Consider the following 19,299-nt stretch of genomic DNA (forward strand, 5'->3'; position numbering starts at 1 on the left):
CATCCTACGCCCCGAACAGTAATCCGTTCTCCCAGGGCGTAGTTTTCACGGTCATTGATCCATATGCCCGGCACCTGGGTGAACAGGTCGTCCATAGTAATCGGGGCCTTGTGGGTAAGCTGTCGGCTGGAGTTGGTCAGCATGCTCAGCGAAAAGGGAGGCTGTTCAGAACTAATCGCCGAATGGGCCGCCCGCACCTCGATGGCCTCGAGGGAGGCCCGCAGGGTATCGGACGGGGCCGGGGATTGATCCTGCGCGATTGATATTCCGCAGCTACAGAGGAACAATGCGAGGTACAGGAAAAATGAGCGCAAAGACTGCCTGAGACTAAAAAAGATATTCAACATGGATTGTATGATTCTAACTCTGTTTGTTGGTTAAGGTAAATACTGAAACGGCTTTGCAAACCGTACTTTGACCCGTTGATGACGTGTTCAGGTGCCCGAAATCATCAGCTGACAGCTTATAAATTGCGGTTTTGAATTTATAAGCCAGTTTATACCGGTGATTCCCGGGTTTGTCATAGCTTCTACCGAATATATCTATATCCCAATTTGAGAACACTCATTAGTATGTTACATTTGGGCTATCCAAGATATTTCGAATCAAATCAGTATAACATAAAATAATGGCAGAAAATTCTGAGAATACGACCATTCTCATAGTCGATGACTCGGAGCAAAATGTATGGCTATTATCACACGTTTTAAAGCGGGAAGGGTATAATATTCTCGACGCCTCAAACGGGAAGGAGGCGCTGCAGATTGTTCAACAGACTCCGCCGGATATCATGCTCCTGGATATCGTGATGCCCGGTATGGACGGCTATGAGGTTTGTAAAAAAATGAAAGCGCAGGAATCCACCGAAGATGTTCCCATCATTTTTTTGAGCGCGCTCTCCGAGACCGATTCGAAAGTGAAAGGATTCAAGGTGGGAGGAGTGGATTATATCACCAAGCCGTTTCAGCGCGAGGAGGTATTGGCCCGTATTGAACTGCATGTAAGGCTGAAGCAGCTGCAGGACGAGCTGGAAGAAAAAATTGACGAGCTACGCGTGCGCGAGCAGCGGTTGAATGCCTTGAACAATCGAAAAGATGAATTGATGCGAATTTTGAGCCACGACATTCGGAATCCGGTAACGGGTATCATCGGGGTGGCCCAGATACTCTCGCAGTCGGCCAGCGCCCTTTCAACTGAGGATCAGCTGAAAATGTACAGCTCTATTGAAGAGAGCGGGAGAAAAATTCAGCAGTTGGTGGTAGATATGTTAAATAAGGACAAGGCGAAAAAAAGTATTTCCGAGTTGGCAACGGAAGAAGTGAATTTGAAACAGGTGATCAAAGATGCGGTGGAGCTGCATCAGCCCACGGCACTGACCAAAAATATCAAATTCAAGCTAAATGCAGAGCAACCGGTGGATATGAAACTGGATCGCCAAAAAATGAGCCAGGTTGTTGGAAACCTGGTCTCCAATGCCCTGAAGTTTACTCCCGAAGGGGGAACAGTCTCGATCGAACTTTCGGAAAAGCGGGATGAAAATGAGGTGGAAATTTTGGTGTCCGATACAGGGATGGGTATCCCAAAAGAAGAGATAAAAAAACTGCTGGGCAACAACGGGCAAAAAACCGTTCGTTTGGGCACAAGGGGAGAGACAGGATCGGGAATCGGGCTTGATATTATTCAACAGTTTACGGAATTACACGGGGGTAAAGTGTTGATTGAATCGGATGAAGGGGAGGGTACAACCTTCATTATCCGCCTCCCTAAAATAAATTAGATAAATAATATAAAGTATTGCTGTTCAATGGATTACAATATACTAGTAATCGATGATGATGAGCCGATGCACATTATGGCCAAAAACCTGCTGGGAGAGGAGTTTACCCTGATCCACGCCAGGGATGCCCAAGAGGGAATCGACATTCTGTCTGAAAAGGTGGTGAATCTTATCATGTCGGATATACACATGCCCGGGATCAGCGGTCTTGAATTCCTGGAATCGCTGATGGAGGATGCTGAAAAAAGGGCGATTCCCGTACTGGTGATCACCAATTTGCCCACGGTTGATAAAGAGAAAAAGGCCCTGGAGCTGGGGGCGGCCGACTTTATTGAAAAGCCAATGTTTGTCGACCAACAGGAGGAGGTCCTGAACCGGGTCCGGATGAAGCTGGTAACCAATATCGATCTGCCGGATATTTCGAACAAGCTGGTGATCAATAAAAAGCGCCTGGTTTCCGCCTTGATGTCTGAAGCGATCGGAGGCGATTTCGTATCCACGGCCCGAACATTGTGCCAGCAGTTCCAGCGTATATTTAATATCGATTCGATCTCGTTTTGGACTATTTCCGGGGGAAAGCCAAATATGATCTCCTCTTCAGGAAAAAGCTTGCCGCCGGATTATGGGGGTACAGAGCTGAAAAAGGAGCAGACGTTCCAGCAGCTGCTGGCTGATAAAGAGCCCTATATGACCAATCACGTGTTTAACGAGGAGAGGGGAGTACTGGCCGATTTTTCGAAAGAACACAATTTTCCGGCTGAAATCGGGATCCCGATGTTTGCGATTGACGAACGCAAGCTTTTGAGGAATAAAATGAGTATTCCTGAAGATACCGACCTGTTTGCCTACGTTATTCTCAAACGGAACAAACTGTTTTCAACGAAGGAGTTCAAGGTAATATCAAAGCTGCTCACCCAGATAGGGTCCATTTTCTGGAGGCTTTATAAAGATATATAGATAAATTTTGCAACGTACTGCTGTGCAAATGTTTACCATGTATATCCATGTGTCACACAACCAAGGTGAACAGCCGAAATATTATCGCATTCATACTACTGCTGCTTGTGGTGTTGATCAGCTGGTCCCGGCTATCTCTCTTTATTAGATTATTCTATTGGCATTGCTATCATTATGCATTTATAATTAAGAGACTGATAACTATTGAGTTGCGGGATAGCATTAGCCGTAAACGACCAGAAAAGACAGAGAGACTACATCGCCGGGGATAAGATACAAACACTATGATCAGAGAAATCAAGCATAATTTACTGACGGTATTGCAACAAAGATCCAACTCACCAGTCATGGAAGAATTCGATACAGAGAGGGAACTTGAGTTTTGGTCGCTGGCCGCAGAACATTTTTCAAGGAAAGAGCCTCCCCGGTTTACCGATATTGCGAGATGGGTTGACCTGATCTACAGAGCCCCTGTCCATTTCGTATATAAGAAGACCGGAGAAGATACGCTCCAACTCACCAGATTCCATACGCTTGACGGAAACATCGAGCGCCTCCTGGAGCAGCAGAACCGGGAACCGAACGAAGCCCTGGTACAAAAATTTGAGGAGAAGCTGGAACATATTGAGGATGAAATCCGGTGGGATGACCAGTTCTTGAGCCCGGGTATTTCATCCCATTCGGTGGGCAACTGTGAGCATATTCCGCTGTACAAGAACAAAAACCCGTGGGGCATTTACTGCGTTGGACCCCAGGTAAAAAGCCCAAACCATTTAAAAGCAAAACTCCCGATAGTTGCACGCATACTTTCTAACTGGATGGTGGAAAGGGATGCCGGGCAGACATCTGAAAACAGGGTGTACGGTGCCGGGGTACGTCAATTTACAAGGCGGGAGGGACTTGGAACCCTAGATATTGAACGGGTGGCCGGGCTGATGCTTTCCTACCTGGCCAATATTAAATCTGCAGCTCTGGGAGCAATCGTGGAGTTGAAAAGTGACGAGATCCAGTTTCTGGCCAGATATAACGTTGATTCGTCTCTAAGCCACTGGTTCCGGTCTGTCGTTTCAGACGGAGACACCCTGGACGAAATTAAAGCCAAATATGAAAACCAATCGCCGGTTTCCGCTGATTTGCACATAGCTGAAACGGTATTCAAGGAGTTGCATACCGAATACAGGCGGGCGATCCTTTTCCTGGGACTTTCGGGACCCTCTGGAATGAACCGAAGCACCGAATCCCGGATCTTTGGCATGCTGGAGGAGCTGCTGGGCCATCGGCACCAAAAGCTGGAAATCACAAACAAACTGCTCGAAACCTATTATACCATGCTTCGGACGGTGGAAAAACGAAGCGAGCAGACCTGTCACCATACCCCCAGGATGGTGGCTCTTGCAAAACATTTTGGGACGTTATTCGGGTTGGAAGAGGAGGAGCAGCAGCAACTGCAGCTCACCGCCCGCCTGCATGACATAGGGTACATCGTTACGGAGCAGCTGGCTCAACAAATGACTATGGAGACCGAGCTTGAACACCCGTTAATCGGTGGGATAATCATCGATCCGCTCCCGCTGCACGAAGACGTAAAGGAGGGGGTCAAAACCCACCATGAGTGGATCGATGGTACCGGTACACCTGCCGGCTTGCAGGGAGAAGAGATTCCGTGGACCGGTAAAATTATCGGACTTCTTGAATTCGTAAATGAGTTTATCGAAGCCCACCAGTCGGATGAAAGAAGGACCGGCGAGGAATGGACCGAAACTCTTGCCCGGAAAATTATCGAACGGGCCGAAAACCAATTTGATATGCTCCTGGTCCCAACGGCTACGGAACTGGTTCGGTCGCTGGGGTGGGATGCCTGCTGCAATCTTGGATCTGATGAAAGGGAGTAGCTTTTAAGGTGTAAAGGGATGGGGAATGTCGGGTGAACGGCGCCCCTCTGGATAGCCTGCTTCTTTCGCAAATTTAAATGTGCTCTCCATAGAGGACGTATCCCTCGTTTATATGCGGGCAGGTGTGCTCAAAACTGCTTTTCATTGAATAAAACCGGGGATGAAATTAGCAAGATCATCTTGGGATGAGAGCCTGCCTTGTGCTGTTAGCTTATTACAGGAGGGATTACAAGTGTTGCCTTCTCGCAACAAGATGAAGGTGAGTAATTTCAGATCATTCCTCGAACGGCACCAGCAGTCACCTGCAACTATTACAAAGGCCTCAATAGTGAAGTTTCCCAACGTTTTTTGTTGTAACAAGCGAAGAGGACAGATTTGGAAATAAGGTGGAATCCACATTACTTGGCATGTATGGATAAACATTTTTTCAGAGATCACTTTGAGTGGGTTGCCCTGCTGACCGGCCTGGTGCTGTTGGGACTGATGAATCCATATGCCGATGATGGATTCTCATTTTGTTTTTTTGAAATGGCCAACCTCAAGTTTTGTCCCGGTCAGGGATTGGGGCATTCGATCGCCTATTTTTTCAGGGGAGAATGGAGGGCAGCTTTGCAGGCCCATCCTTTTGGACCAGCGGCCGTCCTGATTTTAGCCGGCAGAATCTGCTGCTTGTGGAGAAAGTTGATGTTTGGAACGAATCCAGTTAACTCAATGGAAGTATAGCTTATGGCAAGGATGATAGATCACCTACCTGAAATTGAAGGGGATGAAGCGGTATACGTCTCCAAAATCATGCAGAAGATGGATGATGAGACCGCCGAACGGTTTACCACGGTTTACCGTGCGCGGCGGAAGGATCCCCAGACAATTTTGCTAACGGCAGTTATTGGATTTTTTGGGGCCGCGGGCATACACCGGTTTATCATCGGGCAGGTGGGGATGGGGATCCTGTACCTTCTCACCGGGGGATTGTGCGTTATCGGTACCATTGTGGACTTGATCAATTATAAAAACCTAGCCTTTGAATACAATCGTGAAATAGCCGCCGAGGTGGCCTCACTTGTCAGTTGAAAGCGCATCGCGTTAATCATTTGTTAAGCCCGTTCCTGGCAACGCGAAGCGGCATTGTCAGCCCTTGTTTTTAAAGAGGTATGAACGGTTTATTCTCTTTTTTCTCCTGTCCAGAATATCCGGTTGACATTGAATCCAAAACGAATATCCCCGGCCCAAAAATCATCATTATTTTGTGCAATAATATGCTGTTCGGTATGCCAGTTTGAGGACTTCAGGAAGAGCTGAAAGACATGCCCGCCAGTCTCGATATTCAGTCCCAGGGCGAAGGCGTCTGTCGTCCCCGCCGAGCGATTACCCAGCACGGGAAAATATTCTGCCATTATCGCCAACCGATCAGAGAGATGATACTCGGCACCAACCCCGATAGCGAAATGTCCCTTTTCCTCGCCTGCAAATACCCGGTTAAAATGAGTGTAGAGCGGGGCAACCTGGAGACTGAACTGGTCACTGAATTTTCGGGCTACCATAAGGGAGGAAAAGTAGTTCAGTCGATCAGAGAATTTGTATCCGTTTTTATTGGTGTCGATTCCGATATCTCCCTTTATGGCGATACTCACCGGGATCTCATCTGTCTTTGTTTGTTCAAGAAGTCGATATGTTGACCTGAAGTCGTACTGTTTATGAGGCGATGTTCGTCCTGCGCCAACCGACCACCGGCTTGTAAGCCCGTAATCCAACCCCAGGCGGACCGTAGCCCCGAAGTCCATCCCCAAAAAATGGTGGAACGGTTCATTATTGATCAAGCCAAAATTGTGCATAATGGTAACATTGATATTCTGAGCCGCCAATGTTTCAACGGTACTCAGCCCAATTAACGACGGTGCCCAGAAGGTCTCTTCTACCGGACCCTGCAGTGTCTGGGCAGCTCTTTCCCGTTTCATCTGCCCTTGAACGGAGATTGATAAGAGGAGAAGAAAAACAAGTAACAAATTTATTTTTTTAGCCATATCAATTGCGTTCGTTTGGGGTTAATGTTGCTTCAATTTTTATATCCTGGTTTTCATCGACCCTGTAAAAGAGGATACCCGGGGGCTCAATATTATAATCCTCAATATTGAGCGTCCATGAGGCCGCCACGTGAAGTCCCTTAACGGTTTTTTGAAGGGTCCCGGTAATTTCAACATCTCGAGTCACCCCGTGGATGCCGAACTCCCCGCGAACTGTCACTTCCTGAGGGGCAGTTGAGGCCGTATCGAAGCCGGATATCAGCTTGCCATAAAATTCTGCAAATGGATATTTGTCGGTCTCAAGGGTTCGCCTCATATCCTTGTCTCGCTTGCCGATGCCTGTTTCAAACGTGTTCATATCGATGTAAAAATCAACGGTGGAATCGGCCAGGTTGATCAAGCCCACCAGGTGATCGGAGGTGCCGGTGAAAGTATGGAGGGGGACCTCCGACTGGAATTCGGCATGGCCTGTTTCTGTTTTGAAAACCTGGGCCTCTGCATCCGGAATGTAAAGGCACAGGGTGACCGGTAGTAGCAAGGTGAGTAGCCGTTTCATAACAGGGTGATAAGGTGTAATTGTTACTCTGAGTATTATGATGTACAGGGATCTTTGCAGAACCTGCTATTTTGTTGGGAGATGACGATCTTGTTCACCTTTTAAACGGGAGTACAACTCCCTCAGAACAAGCAATCGAGGATTTAGCAAAGCCCCCTGTACAGTAAATTCATTCATTTAGTTCACAAGTGATGACCTATTATTTATCCATTAGTAACTTCCTCCGTCATTACCGTCATCACTGTCATCGTTGTCGCTCTGGTCATTATTGGCACCGTTGTTTATCCAGGTCCTGATCTGATTGATGCGTTCATCTGAGAGATAGGGGCCGCCTTGCGGCATGCGAACACCGTGATCGGGATTGGGTTCAATTTTATCCACCAGCGGGCTGCCGGCGGCATCATTTGCCTGGACAACCAGTTCCCCGTACTGGTCGCCCTCGCTGCCGGTGACATTCTGATAACTATCCAGCTGCACGCCGCTCTGCTGCCCCCCGATATGGCAGTTTGAGTCCCCGCAACTTTGGCCAAATATTTGTTGGATATTGTCAAATGTGGGCTCTGTTCCTATTTCGCTGCTCCCGTTTCCATTTCCGTTTCCTCCATTTCCGTTGCCGTTACCACCGCCGTTAACACCGGTACTGCTGTCGCCACACCCGGCCAGCAGCAGGGAGATGGTACATATTAGCGTAAGAAACCACCCGGCCTGTTGTTGCCTCCATCCTGGACGATCTGTTGAAAGATTTTTCATAACGGTATCCTTGTCTAGTTTTTTTCCTGCACCTGGATCGCGTTTGTCGCATCATTCAGGTACAACTTTATTCCTGTGAAATGCATCCAATAAAATGCCGTACAATTACTCCGATGACGGGGCGGGTGCCGGTTCCGTATCGCTGTTTACAATCGGCCACACGCCCGGCTGCGGTACGCTCACTCCCTTGGTTTCTCCGCGGGCGGCATCTTGCCCGAAATAGTAGAGAGGCCAGCCTTTATACGTCAGCTGCTGCTCCTGCCCGTGAACCTCAATCACGTCAAAATCATCCTCATTCATTGCGCTGGGCAAGGCTTCGATATCCACATAAAAAATCGGCCAGACGTTGTCATTGCTGAAATCCTCATTGGTAAAGTTGTTCGTGTTAAATTCATCATTGTTAAAAGCGTACAGCGTTCGACCGTTGGCATCGGTAAAGAAGGTGGTAATTTCATCCCCTTCAGTATAATCGCTTCGGTAGTTATTGCCATCTGCTCCAACCAGCTGTTCGTCTGCAATCATAAGGGAATAGTCGGGCTTGGCAACATACCAGACTCCATTCACCCCGTCCCCGTTGACCTCCCCGGGCTGCTGGTCTCCCGAAAAGTAGTAGAGCGGCCATCCTTTGAACGTTGTTTGCCTGCTTCCGTCCGATCGCTGAATATTGTCGAAGTCATCGGGATTAAGTCCCGTGCCCGAGTTCAGCAGGTCCGCGGCCACAACTGGCCAGTTTTGAAGGCAGTCTTCGCTGCAGTTGCTTTCACCTTTGACATCGCGCGTAAACAGGTAGAGCACATTCCCCATATCATCGGAGATTACCGTGCCGTGTGCTTCCGTGGTGGACGTGGTAATGACGGTCTGCTGCTCCTGGGGATCGTCATCATTACTCCCCCCGAGGTTGCAACCGGTTGTAAGAATAGCGGCTACGACAACTGCCAGCAATGATTTTGCTCTGTAAGGGTATATACTGAGTGAATAAGTCATGGTGTTGTTCCTTGTTATTGAGACTTCTTATTTGTGATGTTTACCAGCAGTTCTGCTGTAACAGTCTGGTTGCTACAGGTTGAGATTAAGTGAAATTGAGGTTCCTACCGAATACAGCTTGACGTTTCCCCATCCCACCTCCTTCAGGGGAAGTTTTACAAAAGGTTCGGCACGCACGCTCCAGTTTCCGGGCATATCCAGTTCATATCCCGCAGAAAGCGTAATATTGCTCAGCCAGTGGCGACTGCCGGTTTTACCCTTCCAGCTTTGTACGAGCCCGGTGTCATCCCGCTCGTAGTTGAATCGGTACTCCTCGTTGAGCATGATATAGGAGGCGACGCCGGCTGACGTGTACACGCGGGATTTTTCAAATTGAAGAAGATCGTATTTCAGATTAACCGGTATTTCCAGGATGGCACATTCGGCCACTGTCTGGTCCGCAACGATACCGTTCGACCAATATCCGTAGGGCGGCTTGTACTCCCGGCCACGGGCGGTATATTGTACGTTGGCCTGGCCAATGCCGCTGTTGATCGACAAGCGTGGGGCAAGCCGGTATTCCACGGCGAGCCCGATCTTGTAACCGGGATCAGAAAAATTGGAAAATCCCCCGACCGTACTCAGGTCAGGCCCCGCAACAAAACCTACAGACAGGGGCGAAGAGGATCGGGCTGAGACGTTATCGGCACCCACCGGAGGACGGCCCGTTAAATGAGATTCCGTCTTCTCTTGTGGGTCTCTCTGGACAACAGGCGGGAGTGCGCTGGACTCAGCCAGCAGAAATGGGGCCGGTTCCATTAGCTGTTGTAATCGACCGAAGATCCTGCAGTCGGGACAGCGGTACCGGGGTATAAACAGGTCACGGCCCATCTCTTCACTAATGGCAAAATGATGAGGCCGGGTCGTCTCCTGGTCCGTTTGTTCTACAGCCGGAGTCCCGGGACCACCGGCATCTGTTGCCCCGTTGGGGACTTCCCGGGGAGAGGCGGCCTGCCCGGAGCCTTCCCCTGAACTCAATTCTGATCCTGCTGCGGGCGGTTCCTGAGAGGGTTCGTCAGCCATTTCTTCCGGCCGGCGGTCAACAGGTGCCTCTTGCCGGGCCGGGGCCTGCTCGCTCAGCTGCTTGTTAATCTGGCTGATCGCCTGGTAGTTTTCGTAGGTAAAGTAGCCCAGCAAGGAAATGAGCAGAATACTTGCCGCTGCAATCCAGCGCCACCTGCGGTTTCGGGCCTGCCGGGCTTCGACCTTGTCGAGCTGATCCTCCAGTTTTCGCCAGTCCCCTTCCCGGAACTCGATCTCATACTCTTCAGCCTTCTTGCGGAAGAGTTCTTCAATAGGATCGTTATGATTCTTCTTATCGGGCATGGAAAATATTTAAATTAGGTTTTTCTCCAGCATGGATTTCAAATTCTGTTTTGCCTTTGACAAGTTGGACTTCGATGTACCCACCGATATATCCAGCATCTCTGCGATTTCCCTGTGTTTGAATCCTTCAATCACATAGAGATTGAAAACCGTGCGGTAGGCGGGAGAGAGCTGCTGCACCAGGTCGATAATTTCCTGGTAAGAAATACCACTGGTAATGGTCTCTTCTCTGCTCACAGCTTCAGTTGCGGGGTCGAGGGTATCCCAGTTCTCGGTTTCATCATGTTTTCGATAGTGGTTTATTGCGGTATTTACGATCACCTGCCGCAACCACGGTTTAAACGGTCGATCCATGTCAAATTTTTTGATATTGGTGAACACTTTCATAAAAGCGTCATTCAGGATACCCGCCGCCTGATTCCGGGAGTCGGCATACCGAAGCGTGATACTCATGCCGTAGGCATAGAACGTTTTATATAGTTCACGCTGGCTTTCGCGCTTTTGTTTACGGCATCCTTTTATGAGTTCTTTAACCAAGGGTTCCTTCTTTTCAACTATCCGGTTATCTTCAACTTCCCTTTCAAGCTCCCGCTTTCTACTAGTCCATACAACTTTAACGGGGAAAGGGTTGCCTCAGGGGATCAAATTTTTCAAAAGACTTATCCCTGCTTGATGGTACGAGTGGTGGAGACAACTTGTATCCCAATGTATAGTATAAACAATTGTTTAGGTCGTCTTCTAAACAAGATGGGCAAATAACGACAGATTCATGGAATATTCCCATGTAACTATCAGGGGCAACTTGACGTAAATTCTCAGTGATTAATACCATCAGTTAAATTTTACAGACATTGCTAAACCGAAACGTATTACACGGGCAGGGTATATGGTTCAGAGGCTTCAGCTTGCTGTTTCTTCTCTGTTGGGGGATACCGTTGCATCTCCTGGCCGGCTCTCCTGATGATGGCAAACAGAATCCTTACCTCGTCCGCGAGTTTACGCTGGATGGCCCGGGGGTACTCAAAACCTCGACGCTGGCGGGCAATATTGATGTCGAGAAGGTGGTCGATTCCAATGAGGTGCGGGTTGAACTGTATGTAGAACGGGGATTCGCGCTGTGGTCGGGCAGCCGAAACCTGGATAACTACCGGATCAATGTGCTGAAACGGGGTAACGAGATCATTGCTTCGGTAGAGGAGAAAAAGAGAAGCGGACGGCTGTTTGGTGATGCAGTAAATTTCAACTTCAAGGTATATGTCCCGGAACGCATGTCGACCGAGCTGCAAACAAGAGGGGGCAACATAAGCCTGAGTGGAGTGAAGGGGGATCAGCTTGCCAAAACCAGTGGAGGAAACATCCGGCTGCACCGTTTGACGGGCAAAGTCGGGGCATATACCACCGGGGGAGACATCGGGATAAGCTATTGCAAGGGTACCATTTTTGCACAAACAGAAGGCGGTCAGATAAACGCGCGTCATTCCGAGGGTGAGTTGCGATTACGAACAGGAGGGGGCGACATCACTTCGCAGCAGATAACCGGCTCGTTTATTGCCAGGGCGGGAGCAGGTAATATCAGGAGCCATTTCGCTGACGTGGGGCAGGGCATAAGTATTGAGACTTCGGCGGGCAATATCACGGTTGAGCTGCCCGTGGGGGCAGGACTGGACATATTCGCTTCGGGCTCATATATCGATTCCCAAAGCCTTGAAAATTTCAGCGGCACCCAAAGCAGCCGCTTGCTCGAGGGGAGATTGAATGGGGGAAGTATCCCGGTGCGACTTCAAACCTCATCGGGAAATGTAACTATAACTATGAACTAGAAACTGGTGAATATCCTGTTTACAACAGTTTTTATGGATAAATGGAATATTGCAGCTGTGCTGATCACTGTGCTGGTTGCACTACCGGCATCGGGCCGCGCATTGCAAGTTTCGGAGGCGGAGGGTATCGCCTCTTTTTCACGGTCAGACCTGTCGGCGGAGGACCGCACTATTTACATCAGTGATTCCTGGAAATTCAGTGCCGGTGACGACATGCGCTGGGCCGAGCCCGGCTTCGACGATTCCGATTGGCTGAACGTAAGTACCTATCTGGGGCCGTCTGAGCTTCCGTTTATTGAGTGGAAGGGCATCGGCTGGTTTCGTCTGCACCTTAAAGTGGACTCAACGCTTGTAGACTACCCGCTGGCCCTGCTAATTGAGCAGCACAACGGGGCATCACAGATTTTCCTTGACGGCGAGCTGTTGTACAGTCTGGGAGAGGTATCGGTATTTGAAGAAGATTTTGTTCCACACCGCGACACCAGCCCGCGGCCAATCCGGTTCGCGGATACGACCGAGCACATGCTGGCGGTTCGGTACGCCAATCATAACGCTGCCCAATTCAATGAGTACGGCTTTACCGCAGGATTCCGGTTCCTGTTAGGCGACCTGAACTACCATATCAACAGTCAGCTTGAGGAGGTGGAAACCACTCCCCTGAATCTGATGTTTTTTGGAGGCAGCCTGCTGGCATTTACGATTATCCACTTCCTGCTGTTCCTGTTTTATCCAGCAGAAAAAAGAAATCTCTATTTTGCACTGTTTACCGGTTTATTCACCATTATCAGTTACTCCGAGCTTCAGACCGCGTTCTCCGATTCTCCGATGCTGGCCATCTCTTTTTATCGATTTAGCATGATTGCCTGGATCTTGAGCATTATCAGTGCATTGCGTTTTACCTACAGCCTGTATCACGAGAAGGCCCCGATTCAGTTTTGGATTTTTGCGGCAGCGGGAGTATCAGTGGCAGTGGGAACGTGGTTTAATGCCGATGGCTCTACACTTTATCGAGAGCTGTTTCTGCTTGTTTCTATTCTTGAAATTTTGCGGGTCCTCATCCTCTCGTTTAATCAAAACAGGGAAGGGGTCTGGATTATCGGAACCGGCCTGGTACTGTTCGTTTTGGGTATTTTTTATACCATTTTGGCAAACATGGAAATGATACCCCACGGCAGTTTCAATGGTAACCTGGCGGGATCTATCGCCCTCATTTTCTCGATGTCGGTATATCTCTCCCGTGATTTTGCTCATACCCAAAAGCGACTTGAGCACAAGCTTGTGGAGGTGAAGGAGCTCTCCGAGCGGGCCCTGGAGCAGGAACGCATCAGCAAGCAGAAGGAACTGGAACGAAAACTGCTGGCCGCCGAAAATGAGCGGAAGACCAAAGAGCTGGAAGAGGCGCGGGCCCTTCAGCTCTCCATGCTGCCAAAACAACTGCCCAAATCTGACTACTGGGATATCGCCGTATTTATGGAAACAGCCCAGGAGGTGGGTGGAGACTATTATGATTTCAGTCTCTCCAAAAACGGGACCATGACGGTGGCGCTGGGCGACGCCACCGGCCATGGCATGAAGGCGGGCATCATGGTGGCAACAGCAAAAAGCTACTTTCATACCCTGGCTGACGAGTATGACAACCTGGGAATTATCCGGCGGATGTCGTCGGGTATAAAAAATATGGATCTCAAACTTCTGTACATGGGGCTGCTGCTGTTGAAATGTGATCTCCATAACGTGAAAATCGCCTCAGCCGGGATGCCCCCGGTGTTACTCTATCACCGGAAAGAAGACCGGGTGGACCAGGTCATATTGAAGGGGATGCCCCTGGGGAGCAAGCTGGATTATCCCTATCGTGAAAGGGAACTGTCTCTCTCTCACGGCGATACCCTGCTGTTGATGAGTGACGGGCTTATGGAACTGTTCAACGAGGAGCGAGAACTGCTCGGACTGGAGAGGCTTCAGGCCGTATTCAGAGAAGCGGCCCGGTCCTCCGCCTCCGATATCCTCTCGCAGATAACGCGGTTCGCCGACCAGTGGACCGGCAGCAGCACGCAGGAGGATGACATGACCATTTTAGTGATGAAAGCAAAACAGCCCCAGCACCGTAACATCAACAGGGGCGGTACGTAAAGCCAAAAATAGACGAATACCATGACGATGCGCACTATCTTATCCATACCGATTTTTCTATTGTGTTTTACCGCGAGCGTATTCTCCCAAAGCTCCGGGGATGAGGAAAGTGAAGATCCGTTTAAGAATGACCCGTTCTTTTCAAAACCGCTCCAGGAGTTTTTTCAGCAGTCCAGCTCTTCGGCCAGAGACTCCGACAGGGATTCGGCCAATACCGAAGTAAAACGTCGCCTGCACTATTTACATGAAAAGGGGATCGATTATGATGATTTCCTGGAGGCGGGACCCTATAACTCAAACATGCTGTACAGCCAGCATCCCAACCTGCCGATGATCCACTATAATCGCGTCAGCGGGCTGTTTTTGGGCATAGAAAAGGAACGCATGCAGTGGTATGGCGATGACTGGCTCTTGGGGATTCCCTCAGTACAGACCCACGGACTTATCGGTTATTCTTTTGGCCAAAAAGAATGGAATTATTCCATTGGACTTGAAAAGCTGCTGGGCCGGAAAAAATATGTGATGATTGGGGGAGAATATTATAATGCCATGTCAACCGATGACCACTGGCGGGTGGGGCTTACCGAGACCACCCTTACCTCCATGATCGGGGGGTATGACTTTTTGGATTACTACAAGCAGAGAGGATATGGAACCTATCTCATTGTGCGTTCGCAGCGCCTGTTTGAAGGCGGCCTCTCTTTTAACGATGCCAGGTACAGCAGCCTGACGCGCCAAACGAACTGGGCCTTGTTCGGGTCGGGAGATCGTTACCGGGTAAATCCCCCGGTAGAACACCTTGGTGATCAACCGGGGGACACCCTGAATATCAGTACGCTCTCCATAGCAGCCTCCTTTAATCCCAAGCGACTTCTCCTTTCAAAACACTTCACTTTCAGCCTGTCCGGGATGGTTGAAATCGCTGATCCCGGTATTTCCGGGTCTGATTATGCTTACAACAAGTATATCGGAGAGCTGACGACATTCATCAACTTTGAACCCGGTGGCGTCTTAAGGTACCGGTTCAGGATCGGCAGCATTACGGGAGACGCTCCCAATTTCAAGGAATTTCAGCTCGGGGGCGTGGGTACGCTGCGCGCACTGCCGTATAAATCGCTGGGAGGCAGCCTGCCCAACATAAACCATCATGCCAATCAAATGATGCTGAGCAATGCAGAAATTCAGTTTGGCTCTCCCTCGTTTAACCCGGAAAACTGGGTTGACGCCGACGACTTTTATATCAGTCTGTTCCTGGATTCCGGATGGACAAATTACAGTGAGGATTTAGCCTCCTCCCCAAATCCGTTTACCGGTTTTGATCAATTTGATTTCGGAGATCTGAAGCACAACGGCGGAATCGGGGTGGGATCCAGCCTCATCCGCTGCGAGCTGGCTTGGGACCTGAACGAGACGTCGCGCGCGCCTGTCTTTTGGATCAGGTTTAACCCGACGTTCTAATGAGAGAATCGTCATTCTGGTCCCGTGCAATTTACTAGTAATGTCCGCCCCACAAAGTGTACTTTCTGCGTTCAATATAAAAAGCTTCCCACCGGTCAAGGAGGGAAGCTTTTCTTTAGGGCATTTGGTGCTTTGTGAAGCATCCAAATAGTAAATTCAATTCTCATTCGAAAAGTACGAGATCGAAGAGCGAAAGTTGCACTTCTCCTGCGATTTAGTTCTGCCCCAGCTTGAGGAATACAGCAGAAACCAGGGCACAGTCAACAAACAGTATCCGTTTTCAGTAGAAGAGCTCCATTACTTTTTTAGTTCAAAAACCGATATATTGCTACTGGCAAATTACCCCATTTGTCATTTCTCAAGCACATGGCATCCTCGCTGGAAGTTGGTCGGAGGGAATTGTAACGAGAATCAGCCCAGTTTGGATGGTTTGCAGTAGATTATGCCAGATCCGGCACCAGGAACCCATAATAATCTCATTCATTGACAAATATCAAAAAAGTCATACCGGTCACTGCCGCAGAGCTTCTTACCGCTGCGATAGTATTTGGTCTTTGTCTTGTTGCGATAGTGGGGTCGCGCTTATCCCGCCTGTCTGATACCAGCGCTATTGAATCGGACAGGCCGGTGCATATCTACCTCCATGAGAAGACCGATTTGCAGACTCTGAGCCAGATGCTGGCCGACTCGGGTGTGGTTCGCAGCAAAGAGGAGATGGTTTGGGCGGGACGTCTGTTGGGGTGGAATAACTTTAACACCGGGCATTACCTTATTGATGGCGGCTATTCTTACGACGTGCTTCTCTCGAGGATGTCCCGTGGCATCCAGGATCCAGTTGAAATTACGATTGTACCCGGTTTGGACAAAGACAGGCTCATTTCCAGCCTCTCTTCCCATTTCACCTTTGATTCGACACAACTGGCGGCGACCCTGGAAGACAGCAGCTTTTTAGCCGGGCATGGAGTGACTCCAGATACCTGGATCGGGAGAATGCTCCCTGAGACCTATTCGATGTACTGGAATACCCCGCCGGAAACCGTGGTCAGGCGTATATTTAGTGAATTTGAGTCGCTGGTTGCGGATAAATACAGCGGGCGACTGGATGAGCTCGACAAAACCATGGACGAGATCATTACGCTTGCCTCAATCATTGAGTGGGAGGTGCGACACAGAGAAGAAAAACCCGAAGTTAGCGGGCTGTATTGGAATCGACTGGAACAGGGCATGCGGCTGCAGGCCGATCCCACCGTAAACTACGCGGTTGGAGAGCGCCGCAGATTGCTCTACGAGGATTACAAAACCGATCACCCATATAACACCTACCTGTATCGGGGATTGCCTCCCGGCCCCATAACCAATCCAAGCCTGCACTCTATTGAAGCGGCCCTGTATCCGGCTGATCACGATTATTTGTATATGGTTGCTACTCCCGAAGGGTATCACCTGTTTTCAGAAACGTTCGAGGAACACAAAGAAAAAAGCGAAAAGTGGAGAGAGTGGCTCCGCGAGCAATACCGCATCAAACGCGAACGAGAGCGACAGCAACAGCAAACCAGCGATGTGCGGTAGTTTACAGTCTAAAATTACCACATTATTGTTCATGTCAAGACTAAAATGTCGGTTAAAGTCCTGGCAGCTTCTATTGTAGCTTGCCTTACCGACTCTTTAATTGGCAGGGGGTAAAGCGCTGGGAGATTTACCCTTCAGCTGTGTTAAAGGGAACATCACCGGCTTAACGTACAACGGTACGTCTGCGCGGCCATTTTCCCTTTGCCTTGCTGAAGAACAAATTTCTTGGTGAAAAATCCAGGCTAATTGGCTACGGGCTGTATTCCTTGCGGAGTGATAGTAAATATTTTCACTTCCTGGTTAACGTGGGTACCTTCGAAATGGATATTACTGATCAATCCTTCGTAGAGAGGTTCTGTTTTTATTGCCTCCTTCAGAAGAGCCGGATTTCCCACCCGTTCCAATGTACGCAGTATAAAATCGGCAGAGTCATACCCAATGAGGGCATATCGTGAGGCTTCCGTGCCAAAACGCTGGCTAAAATCTTCACGGAACTGCCGGACCCGTTCATTTTGCGAATCGATATGAAAACTTTCTGAAAAATAGATTGAACGGTTTTGCAGATGCTCTTCAGGAATCTCGGTTGCACCCCATTCCTGGGATCCGAGTACGGTGAGCCGGCTGTTCATTACCTGAAGATCCACCATTAGAAGCTCAATAAGTGTGGGAGCCGCCTGACCGGTAAACGGGGCATAAATCCCGTCAAGTGGCTGGTGTAATCTGCCGCTGGGTGTACTGGCCGTTTTATTAAAACCGGCGCTTGAGGCTTGAACAGTATCGGGCGCAAACCGTACGGTAAAATCGCTGATATCATAGCCGCGCTCCTCCAGGTCTTCGATCATGAAATGTTCAATGTGGGCACCCAGCCGCTCTGCTTCTGTTCGGAAGGCATAAGCTGAGGCGGCCCCGAGCGAGTTGCGTTCAGCAAACACGGCGAGGGTATCCATATTCAGGTTGTTGACTGCATACCGAGCCATTCTTTTTCCGTGAATTGAAAAGGTGGGATTGGCCTGGAAAACGTAGGGATTGTCGATATTTAGGCTGTCCGCATTGGCCAGGGGAGCCATTACCGGTATGTGGTATTGCTCCGCCAGCGCCGCGACCTGCACGGCAGGTTCAGAGTAGAGGGGCCCCAGTACCAGATCCACATTGGAACTCCAGGCCAAACGGTTCATGGCGTAGCCGGCAGAATCCATATCGGCCCCGGTATTTTGATACCGGATAAACGCTTTCTTATCGGCATTCCGCTGGTTAAACTCTTCGGCTGCCAGGAGATATCCCTGGTAAAGACCTTGTGAGGCGCTAAATTCCGGCGAACCGGCAATGGAGCGGGGCAAGGTGGCCCCGATATCATACACCATTCCCCGCGGGGCCGAAAGACGGCGGGCATATGAGTCGCGGTACGTGTAGTTCAGAGAATCGGAAAGCATCTGTTCCAGGGGTTCAAATGAGATCTCTCCGGAGGGGGAAGCGGAACGTTTGAGCTCATCAAGCAGCATTCTTGCAGTTTTATAATCTACCTTGCCAAAGGCCGACCTGATCAGATCTGATTGTATCTCCGGGAAACGTACCGATTGAAAGGCCTGCCGGCGCTGTGCCAGCGTCAGGTAATCCAGGATATCATTGTAAAGGGATCTTGACTGGTTGACGAGTGACGTTCGCGGGGTGATCTCTTTCAGCCGGTAGAGCCTGTTCAGGGCCAGCCCAAACTGGCTGAGTTGAAACTCGACCAGGGCCAACGTGAAACGCGCTTCATTGACAACCTGGTTCGACGCGTTGTCTGGAAGACTGTTTAGCATTGACTTGGCCTTCAGGTACTCCCCGAGGCTGTAATAACTTTTCCCGGTAAAGAGAATTCCTTCCGGTGAGTTCAGGTTTTGGAAAGCTGATACCGCCTTTTCATACTGCTCATTTTCATACAGATCCAGCGCATCTTCAAATGTCTGGGCAAACAGGGGAGTATTGCTGCCTAGCAACAGAAAAAATATCGTTGAAATGAGAACAAAAAAATTATTTAAAC

Annotated in this window: 16 protein-coding genes and 1 pseudogene; 9 read left to right on the forward strand and 8 right to left on the reverse strand. The window is 49.4% G+C overall.

All coding sequences use genetic code 11. From position 1 onward, the window contains the following. Window positions 1-347 (reverse strand): annotated as a pseudogene (locus ACG2E4_RS08070) (hypothetical protein); the annotation flags it as partial. Window positions 348-628: 281 nt separating this feature from the next. Here ACG2E4_RS08070 and ACG2E4_RS08075 point away from each other — a divergent pair. From ACG2E4_RS08075 to ACG2E4_RS08095, 5 genes are all read left to right on the forward strand, one after another. After that, on the forward strand, window positions 629-1,777 hold the full coding sequence (locus ACG2E4_RS08075; RefSeq protein ID WP_395276225.1) for a response regulator: 1,149 nt from the start codon (window positions 629-631) through the stop codon (window positions 1,775-1,777). Window positions 1,778-1,804: 27 nt separating this feature from the next. Further along, on the forward strand, window positions 1,805-2,734 hold the full coding sequence (locus tag ACG2E4_RS08080; RefSeq protein ID WP_395259811.1) for a PleD family two-component system response regulator: 930 nt from the start codon (window positions 1,805-1,807) through the stop codon (window positions 2,732-2,734). 347 nt (window positions 2,735-3,081) lie between these two features. Then, entirely contained in the window at window positions 3,082-4,626 is a 1,545-nt protein-coding gene (locus ACG2E4_RS08085; RefSeq protein WP_395276226.1) for an HD-GYP domain-containing protein, read from the forward strand. Window positions 4,627-5,037: 411 nt separating this feature from the next. Then, on the forward strand, window positions 5,038-5,349 hold the full coding sequence (locus tag ACG2E4_RS08090; RefSeq protein ID WP_395259809.1) for a DUF2752 domain-containing protein: 312 nt from the start codon (window positions 5,038-5,040) through the stop codon (window positions 5,347-5,349). A gap of 3 nt (window positions 5,350-5,352) precedes the next feature. Next, on the forward strand, window positions 5,353-5,697 hold the full coding sequence (locus ACG2E4_RS08095; protein ID WP_395259808.1) for a TM2 domain-containing protein: 345 nt from the start codon (window positions 5,353-5,355) through the stop codon (window positions 5,695-5,697). An 89-nt stretch (window positions 5,698-5,786) separates the two neighbouring features. On the opposite strand, the gene ACG2E4_RS08100 is transcribed toward ACG2E4_RS08095, so the two are convergent. The 6 genes from ACG2E4_RS08100 to ACG2E4_RS08125 all read right to left on the reverse strand — a co-directional run bounded on the left by ACG2E4_RS08100 (window position 5,787) and on the right by ACG2E4_RS08125 (window position 10,839). Next, window positions 5,787-6,581, reverse strand: coding sequence for a DUF5777 family beta-barrel protein (locus ACG2E4_RS08100; RefSeq protein WP_395276227.1), 795 nt, complete (start codon window positions 6,579-6,581; stop codon window positions 5,787-5,789). A 67-nt stretch (window positions 6,582-6,648) separates the two neighbouring features. Next, window positions 6,649-7,203, reverse strand: coding sequence for a YceI family protein (locus ACG2E4_RS08105; protein WP_395259806.1), 555 nt, complete (start codon window positions 7,201-7,203; stop codon window positions 6,649-6,651). Window positions 7,204-7,413: 210 nt separating this feature from the next. Beyond that, window positions 7,414-7,953 (reverse strand): hypothetical protein, encoded by a 540-nt coding sequence (locus ACG2E4_RS08110; RefSeq protein ID WP_395276228.1) that lies wholly within the window; start codon window positions 7,951-7,953, stop codon window positions 7,414-7,416. A gap of 105 nt (window positions 7,954-8,058) precedes the next feature. Next, window positions 8,059-8,937: a hypothetical protein gene (locus tag ACG2E4_RS08115; protein ID WP_395259804.1), complete on the reverse strand. Its 879-nt coding sequence runs from the start codon at window positions 8,935-8,937 to the stop codon at window positions 8,059-8,061. 72 nt (window positions 8,938-9,009) lie between these two features. Further along, window positions 9,010-10,302, reverse strand: coding sequence for an outer membrane beta-barrel protein (locus ACG2E4_RS08120; RefSeq protein ID WP_395276229.1), 1,293 nt, complete (start codon window positions 10,300-10,302; stop codon window positions 9,010-9,012). A 9-nt stretch (window positions 10,303-10,311) separates the two neighbouring features. Beyond that, a complete protein-coding gene (locus ACG2E4_RS08125) occupies window positions 10,312-10,839 on the reverse strand; it encodes an RNA polymerase sigma factor (RefSeq protein ID WP_395259802.1) in 528 nt (175 codons plus the stop codon). Window positions 10,840-11,153: 314 nt separating this feature from the next. On the opposite strand from ACG2E4_RS08125, the gene ACG2E4_RS08130 reads away from it, so the two are divergent. The 4 genes from ACG2E4_RS08130 to mltG all read left to right on the forward strand — a co-directional run bounded on the left by ACG2E4_RS08130 (window position 11,154) and on the right by mltG (window position 17,279). Continuing rightward, a complete protein-coding gene (locus ACG2E4_RS08130; protein ID WP_395276230.1) occupies window positions 11,154-12,122 on the forward strand; it encodes a DUF4097 family beta strand repeat-containing protein in 969 nt (322 codons plus the stop codon). Between the two features lie 33 nt (window positions 12,123-12,155). Continuing rightward, on the forward strand, window positions 12,156-14,252 hold the full coding sequence (locus ACG2E4_RS08135) for a SpoIIE family protein phosphatase (protein ID WP_395259800.1): 2,097 nt from the start codon (window positions 12,156-12,158) through the stop codon (window positions 14,250-14,252). 27 nt (window positions 14,253-14,279) lie between these two features. After that, window positions 14,280-15,710 carry a hypothetical protein gene (locus ACG2E4_RS08140; RefSeq protein ID WP_395276231.1) on the forward strand — a complete coding sequence of 477 codons (1,431 nt, stop codon included), beginning with the start codon at window positions 14,280-14,282 and terminating at the stop codon, window positions 15,708-15,710. Between the two features lie 483 nt (window positions 15,711-16,193). Continuing rightward, window positions 16,194-17,279, forward strand: a complete 1,086-nt coding sequence (gene mltG, locus ACG2E4_RS08145; protein WP_395259798.1) for an endolytic transglycosylase MltG — start codon at window positions 16,194-16,196, stop codon at window positions 17,277-17,279. A 242-nt stretch (window positions 17,280-17,521) separates the two neighbouring features. Here the strand turns inward: mltG and ACG2E4_RS08150 are convergent, their stop codons facing one another. Beyond that, window positions 17,522-19,255, reverse strand: a complete 1,734-nt coding sequence (locus ACG2E4_RS08150) for an ABC transporter substrate-binding protein (RefSeq protein ID WP_395276232.1) — start codon at window positions 19,253-19,255, stop codon at window positions 17,522-17,524. Window positions 19,256-19,299 lie beyond the last annotated feature (44 nt).

It is taken from the genome of Halalkalibaculum sp. DA384 (assembly GCF_043951955.1).
Classification (GTDB): Bacteria; Bacteroidota; Rhodothermia; order Balneolales; family Balneolaceae; genus JAMQKA01.

Coding starts and splice junctions, on each gene's coding strand:
- ACG2E4_RS08095 (WP_395259808.1), top strand. CDS start 5,353: ATGGCAAGGATGATAGATCACCTACCTGAAATTGAAGGGGATGAAGCG.
- ACG2E4_RS08090 (WP_395259809.1), top strand. CDS start 5,038: ATGGATAAACATTTTTTCAGAGATCACTTTGAGTGGGTTGCCCTGCTG.
- ACG2E4_RS08075 (WP_395276225.1), top strand. CDS start 629: ATGGCAGAAAATTCTGAGAATACGACCATTCTCATAGTCGATGACTCG.
- ACG2E4_RS08120 (WP_395276229.1), bottom strand. CDS start 10,302: ATGCCCGATAAGAAGAATCATAACGATCCTATTGAAGAACTCTTCCGC.
- ACG2E4_RS08080 (WP_395259811.1), top strand. CDS start 1,805: ATGGATTACAATATACTAGTAATCGATGATGATGAGCCGATGCACATT.
- ACG2E4_RS08135 (WP_395259800.1), top strand. CDS start 12,156: ATGGATAAATGGAATATTGCAGCTGTGCTGATCACTGTGCTGGTTGCA.
- ACG2E4_RS08115 (WP_395259804.1), bottom strand. CDS start 8,937: ATGACTTATTCACTCAGTATATACCCTTACAGAGCAAAATCATTGCTG.
- ACG2E4_RS08110 (WP_395276228.1), bottom strand. CDS start 7,953: ATGAAAAATCTTTCAACAGATCGTCCAGGATGGAGGCAACAACAGGCC.
- ACG2E4_RS08105 (WP_395259806.1), bottom strand. CDS start 7,203: ATGAAACGGCTACTCACCTTGCTACTACCGGTCACCCTGTGCCTTTAC.
- ACG2E4_RS08100 (WP_395276227.1), bottom strand. CDS start 6,581: ATGAAACGGGAAAGAGCTGCCCAGACACTGCAGGGTCCGGTAGAAGAG.
- ACG2E4_RS08140 (WP_395276231.1), top strand. CDS start 14,280: ATGCGCACTATCTTATCCATACCGATTTTTCTATTGTGTTTTACCGCG.
- ACG2E4_RS08085 (WP_395276226.1), top strand. CDS start 3,082: ATGGAAGAATTCGATACAGAGAGGGAACTTGAGTTTTGGTCGCTGGCC.